Source organism: Branchiibius sp. NY16-3462-2, from assembly GCF_001594145.1.
In the GTDB taxonomy this organism is placed as follows: Bacteria; Actinomycetota; Actinomycetes; order Actinomycetales; family Dermatophilaceae; genus Branchiibius.
In genome coordinates this window covers 1-5134 of record NZ_LVCF01000018.1, presented here as the reverse complement: position 1 = coordinate 5134, position 5134 = coordinate 1, and the positions used below count along the sequence as shown (strand labels likewise).

The window sequence follows — 5134 nt, the reverse complement described above, 5'->3', positions numbered from 1 at the left end:
GTCGCTGACCTGCTGAACACTCGACCCCGCCAAACCCTGGAATGGGCAACACCCGCCGAAGCTCTCCATCAGATACTCTCAACGCCACCAGAAACCGACGGTGTTGCAACGACCGCGTGAAACTGCCAGCGAGTTCCACCTGCAGAACGTCGATAGCTCCAAAATCGGCGTGGCTGCGCTCGCGACAACCTCCGCTCGCGCTTGCTCGCCGCCTCAATCCTCACCGAGGCGCTCGCTGCGCACTCCGCTCCGGCCGCCCCTCGCTGCGCTCGCGACAACCTCCGCTCGCGCTTGCTCGCCGCCTCAATTCGGCGCATCGCTCCCCGGCGGGTAGCATCGTGCGTCGCCTGGAGGATTCGCATAGTGGCCTAGTGCGCACGCTTGGAAAGCGTGTTGAGTGAAAGCTCTCGGGGGTTCGAATCCCCCATCCTCCGCCAAAGTGCTGCAACTCCCTTTTGCGGCACAAACTGCACCACGAGGGCCAGCCGGAAGCCCACGAAGCCCTGTTCGCGGCACCAACTGCACCACGACGTGCGCAGTGCAACCGCATGCAACCCTGTTGCCGCCCTGACAACGCTCCTAGCGTGACAAGCCCCACGTCACTCAATGAGGAGTTCGTCATGACTGTCGCCCACGTGACCGGTGCCGCCCGCGGTATCGGTCAGGCCATCGCCACCCGCCTCGCCGAAGACGGCCACGATGTCGCCGTATCCGACCTGCCGTCCATGGCTGAGGCACTTGAAGAGACCCGTTCCAAGCTGGAATCCACTGGGGTGCGAGCTATTGCGCTCACCGGCGACGTGTCCGACCACGACTCGGTTCGCGCACTGGTCACCGACACGGCGACCCAGTTGGGTTCCCTCGATGTGATGGTTGCCAACGCCGGCATCGCCCAGACCAAAGCACTGCTCGACGTCACACCGGAGGAGTTCGACAAGGTCCTCGCGGTCAACTCTCGGGGCGCGTTCCTGTGTTACACCGAAGCGGCACGGCAGATGATCGATCAGGGCACCGGTGGCAAGATCATCGGCGCGGCGTCCATCGCCGCGCACAAGGGCTTCCCGTTGCTTGGCGTCTACTGCTCGTCGAAGTTCGCGTTGCGCGCCCTCACCCAGGCCGCGGCCCAGGAGTGGGCGCCGCACAAGATCACGGTGAACGCCTATTGCCCCGGCATCGTCGACACCACCATGTGGGAGGAGATCGACCACGACCTGGGGGAGATCAACCACATGGGAAAGGGCGAGTCGATGAAGGCGATGGCCGCCGGGATCACCCTCGGCCGGGTATCAACCGGTGATGATGTGGCCAAGCTGGTCTCGTTCCTCGCCGGCCCGGACTCGGACTACATCACCGGTCAGTCGATCCTGGTGGATGGCGGGATGATCTTCGTCTGACCCATCAGAAGGTACGCCGAGTGGTCAGCTGCCGACGAGGTTACCGTCGATGAAGCGATCCGCCAGGTGCGCCGACGCGCAGATCAGGTCCGCATTAGGCTCATCCACTCGGCGTACCCAATCGCTCGCTGCGGCAGGCGTTTTCCCGAACGCCACGTGCCGCGCGACCAACCGCTCACGCCGCAGGGAGGGCTCCACCTGCACGAACCACACCTCGTCCAGCACCGCCCGCACCGCCGGCCACTGCAGCAGGTAGTTGCCCTCCGTCACGACCAACCGGGCTGAGCCCGGCACGATCAGGTCGGCCGCGATGGGCTGCTCGAGCACCCGGGAGAAACTCGGCACGTAAACCGGGCCACTCGCCGTACGCACCCGGGCCAGCACCGCGGCGTACCCATCGGCGTCGAACGTCTCTGGCGCCCCCTTGCGGTCGAGCAAACCCAGCGCGCTCAACGCCTGGTCACCGAGGTGGAACCCGTCCATCGGAACGTACGCCGCGTAGCCAGGTCCGTGCGCGCGCTGCAGGTCAGCGACCAGGGACTGGGCGATTGTGGACTTACCCGCTCCCGGGGGCCCGGTGATCCCCAGGAGCGCCCGACCCCGCGTGGCCAGCGCCGAGCCCGCTGAGAGGAGTTGCGCGTCCACGCACCGAACCTACGCCGGTGAACCGTAACGACTGCGTCACGTTCCTCCTTCCGCGATGCGGATGGAGCGCGGATTCACAGGTGGGCCTATCTACGATGAGCCCCGGAGGTCTCGGGTATGCAGGTGAAGGGCACAGGGGCGGCGTCGGCCGTGCTTGTCGCCCTGCTCGCATGCTCCGTGGTGACGGCATGTAGTTCCTCGGATGCGCCCAAGGCGTCGGCGACCGCCACGAACTCCTGCAGGCCCCTGCCCAAACCCACGGCAGCGATCGCCGCCAACACCATCCCGGTGCGCGTCTTCAACGCCAGTGACACCGGTGGTCTCGCCCAGGACGTCGCCATCGAGTTGCGGGCCCGCCAGTTCCGGGTGCTCAGTGCAGGCAACTACACCGGCGACTCAACCCCGGCGCCCTACGCGATGATCATCTACGGCTCCGTCGGCCAGCAGGTCGCGCTGACCTTGGCCCAGCAGGTCAAGAACCCGCAGCTGGTCCAGGACGACCGGGTGGATCCGTCGGTCGACCTGGTGCTCGGGTCCAAGTTCGCGCTGATCCCGGTGCCACCTCCTGCTGCAAGCAGGGTTCAGCTGAACGTTTACAACACCACCGCCGTGACAGGGCTGGCCAGCGAGGTCGCCAAACAGTTCACGGACCGCGGTTTCAAGGTGTTGAACACCGGCAACGATCCTGCCGGTCACTTCTGGCCCAATGACACCGCGGTTGTGCTCTTCGGCAAGGAGGGTGAGCCGTACGCCCGCCGAGTTGCCCTACAGATCAAGGGTTCTCGGATGGTGGAGGACGACCGGTCGGGCACCGTCGTCGACCTGACCCTGGGTAACAAGTGGGACGGCCTGGTCCCGGTCGCCCAGGCGACGCCGAAGCCCAGCCCTAGCAACTCCTCCTGCTGAGTTACTTCCGCAGCAACGTCCCGAAGATCGTCCGCGACAGTTCGCGCCCGATCACCGTTCCCGCCGAGCGCATCGCCGACTTCATCGGCGCCGAGTTCAACACCTGATCCAGCGCCGAGGGCTCGGGTTTCGGCTGCTTCTTCGAAGCGGGTTGGGCGGGCTGGGCGGTGGCTGCGGGTTGGGCCGGCGCGGTCTGAGCGCCATCTGCGGTTGCGCCTGCTGCCGCCCGGCTCGAGAGGATCTCGTACGCCGATTCCCGGTCGACCGCGTCGCGGTACTTGGGTGCCAGCTGGGATGCCGAGACGACTGCATCCACAGTCGCGTCCGGTGAAGGCGCCATCAGTGACTGGGGAGCGATGATCCGGGTCCACGCGACCGGGGTCGGCGCACCCTTCTCCGACAGCACCGTGATCACAGCTTCACCGGTGCCGAGCTCGGTCAGCAGCTTCGACAGGTCGTAGTCACTGTGCGGGAAGGTGCTGACGGTCGCCTTCAGTGCTTTGGCATCGTCCGGAGTGAACGCACGCATTGCGTGTTGCACGCGACTTCCCAACTGCGCCAACACATTTGCCGGAACGTCCTTTGGAACCTGCGTGACGAAGAAGATGCCGACGCCCTTGGAACGGATCAGCTTCACGGTCTGCTCGATCGAGGCCAGGAACGCCTTGGACGCATCGTTGAAGAGCAGATGCGCCTCGTCGAAAAAGAAGACGAGCTTCGGCTTGTCCAGGTCCCCCACCTCCGGCAGTTCCTGGAACAGATCCGCCAGCAGCCACATCAGGAAAGTCGAGAACAACGCCGGCTTGTCACCGACCGCCGGCAGTTCCAGCACGTTGATCAGCCCACGACCGTCCGGCGCCAGGCGCAGCAGATCGGCCGTCTGGAACTGCGGTTCGCCGAAGAACACGTCCGCGCCCTGGTCGGTGAACGCGATCAGGTTGCGCAGGATCACCCCCGCCGTCGCCGACGACAGACCGCCGAGGCCCTTCAGTTCTGCCTTGCCCTCATCCGACAGTAGGTACTGGATGACCGCCGTGAGGTCCTTGATGTCCAGCAGCAGCCAGCCCTTGCTGTCCGCGAAGTGGAAGATCAGTCCGAGGCTGGATTCCTGAGTTGCGTTGAGCCCCAGCACCTTTGACAGCAGCGTCGGTCCGAAGTCACTGACCGTGGCCCGGATCGGAATCCCCTTGCCCTGACCGCCGAGGGAGAAGAACTCCGTCGGGTACGCCGTGGGTGTCCACTTCTGCCCGAGGGCAGCCGTGCGCGCCAGAATCTTCTCGTTCGACTCGCCGGGGCTGGCGACACCCGAGACGTCGCCTTTGATGTCCGCAATGAAGGTGGGTACGCCGTGTAGAGACAACTGCTCGGCCATCACCTGGAGGGTTTTGGTCTTGCCGGTTCCTGTCGCACCGGCGACCAGACCGTGCCGGTTCAACGTGGACAACGGGATCCGCACGATGGCCTCGGGGTAGATCGTCCCGTCGAAGAGCGCCGGCCCTAGCCCGAGGGCTGCGCCGTCGGTCTTGTATCCGGCGTCGACCGTGGCGATCCACTGCGGCTCCTGCGGCGGTGTCTCCGGCGCGGCCGCCGGCTCCGGCTGGGTGGCTGGCTCCGCCGCCTCAGGCGTCGCTTCGGGCGTTGAGTCGTTGGTCACCACACGAGACTAGCGACCGATCTGCGTGTCACCTCGGACAACGCCGGGCTGGGTTCGTACAATCTGGCAGTGATCTTCAAGGCTGTCGGGGAGGGCCGCCCCTACCCTCCGCACGACCTCGTGACCCCGAGGGACTGGCGTGATATCACTCCGCGCATGGTCCGTCTCGATGAGTTGATCACCACCAAGCGAACCCTCGACCTGGGTGCCCTGTTGTCGGAGGACTCCACGTTCTACGGCGACATCTTCGCTCACGTCGTGCAGTGGAACGGTGAGCTCTACCTCGAGGACGGACTGCACCGGGCGCTGCGCGCCGCGCTCCAACAACGACCCGTGCTGCACGCGCGAGTGCTCGTTCTCTGACGCCGGGACCGTTGATGCCGGCCAACCGACCGATCACCGGACTGGAGCGCGCCCGGCGACGCCGCGAGCGCCGTACCCTCATCGCCATCGTGAGCGCCCTGGTCCTGGTGGGTGTGGCGGTGACGTACGCCGCGGCGTACGTCACCGGGCTCGCCCCGGGCAGCAAGCCGCC

At 65.9% G+C, this 5134-nt stretch carries 5 protein-coding genes and 1 tRNA gene; 4 read left to right on the top strand and 2 right to left on the bottom strand.

Features of this window, described 5'->3' with window-relative positions:
• The first annotated feature begins 349 nt into the window (after positions 1-349).
• Together AZH51_RS05495 and AZH51_RS05490 are read left to right on the top strand one after the other, a co-directional pair.
• Positions 350-437, top strand: a tRNA-Ser gene (locus tag AZH51_RS05495).
• A gap of 183 nt (positions 438-620) precedes the next feature.
• A complete protein-coding gene (locus AZH51_RS05490; protein ID WP_291522172.1) occupies positions 621-1394 on the top strand; it encodes an acetoin reductase in 774 nt (257 codons plus the stop codon).
• A 24-nt stretch (positions 1395-1418) separates the two neighbouring features.
• On the opposite strand, the gene AZH51_RS05485 is transcribed toward AZH51_RS05490, so the two are convergent.
• Positions 1419-2039, bottom strand: coding sequence for a nucleoside/nucleotide kinase family protein (locus tag AZH51_RS05485; RefSeq protein ID WP_291522170.1), 621 nt, complete (start codon positions 2037-2039; stop codon positions 1419-1421).
• A gap of 117 nt (positions 2040-2156) precedes the next feature.
• On the opposite strand from AZH51_RS05485, the gene AZH51_RS05480 reads away from it, so the two are divergent.
• A complete protein-coding gene (locus AZH51_RS05480; protein WP_291522168.1) occupies positions 2157-2945 on the top strand; it encodes a LytR C-terminal domain-containing protein in 789 nt (262 codons plus the stop codon).
• Between the two features lies 1 nt (position 2946).
• On the opposite strand, the gene AZH51_RS05475 is transcribed toward AZH51_RS05480, so the two are convergent.
• The gene (locus AZH51_RS05475) at positions 2947-4494 is read right to left on the bottom strand and encodes a helicase HerA-like domain-containing protein (RefSeq protein WP_291522174.1); all 1548 of its coding nucleotides are present in this window, start codon (positions 4492-4494) and stop codon (positions 2947-2949) included.
• A gap of 174 nt (positions 4495-4668) precedes the next feature.
• Here AZH51_RS05475 and AZH51_RS05470 point away from each other — a divergent pair, with 174 nt between their 5' ends.
• A complete protein-coding gene (locus AZH51_RS05470) occupies positions 4669-4962 on the top strand; it encodes a type II toxin-antitoxin system VapB family antitoxin (RefSeq protein WP_291522166.1) in 294 nt (97 codons plus the stop codon).
• The last annotated feature ends 172 nt before the right edge of the window (positions 4963-5134 follow it).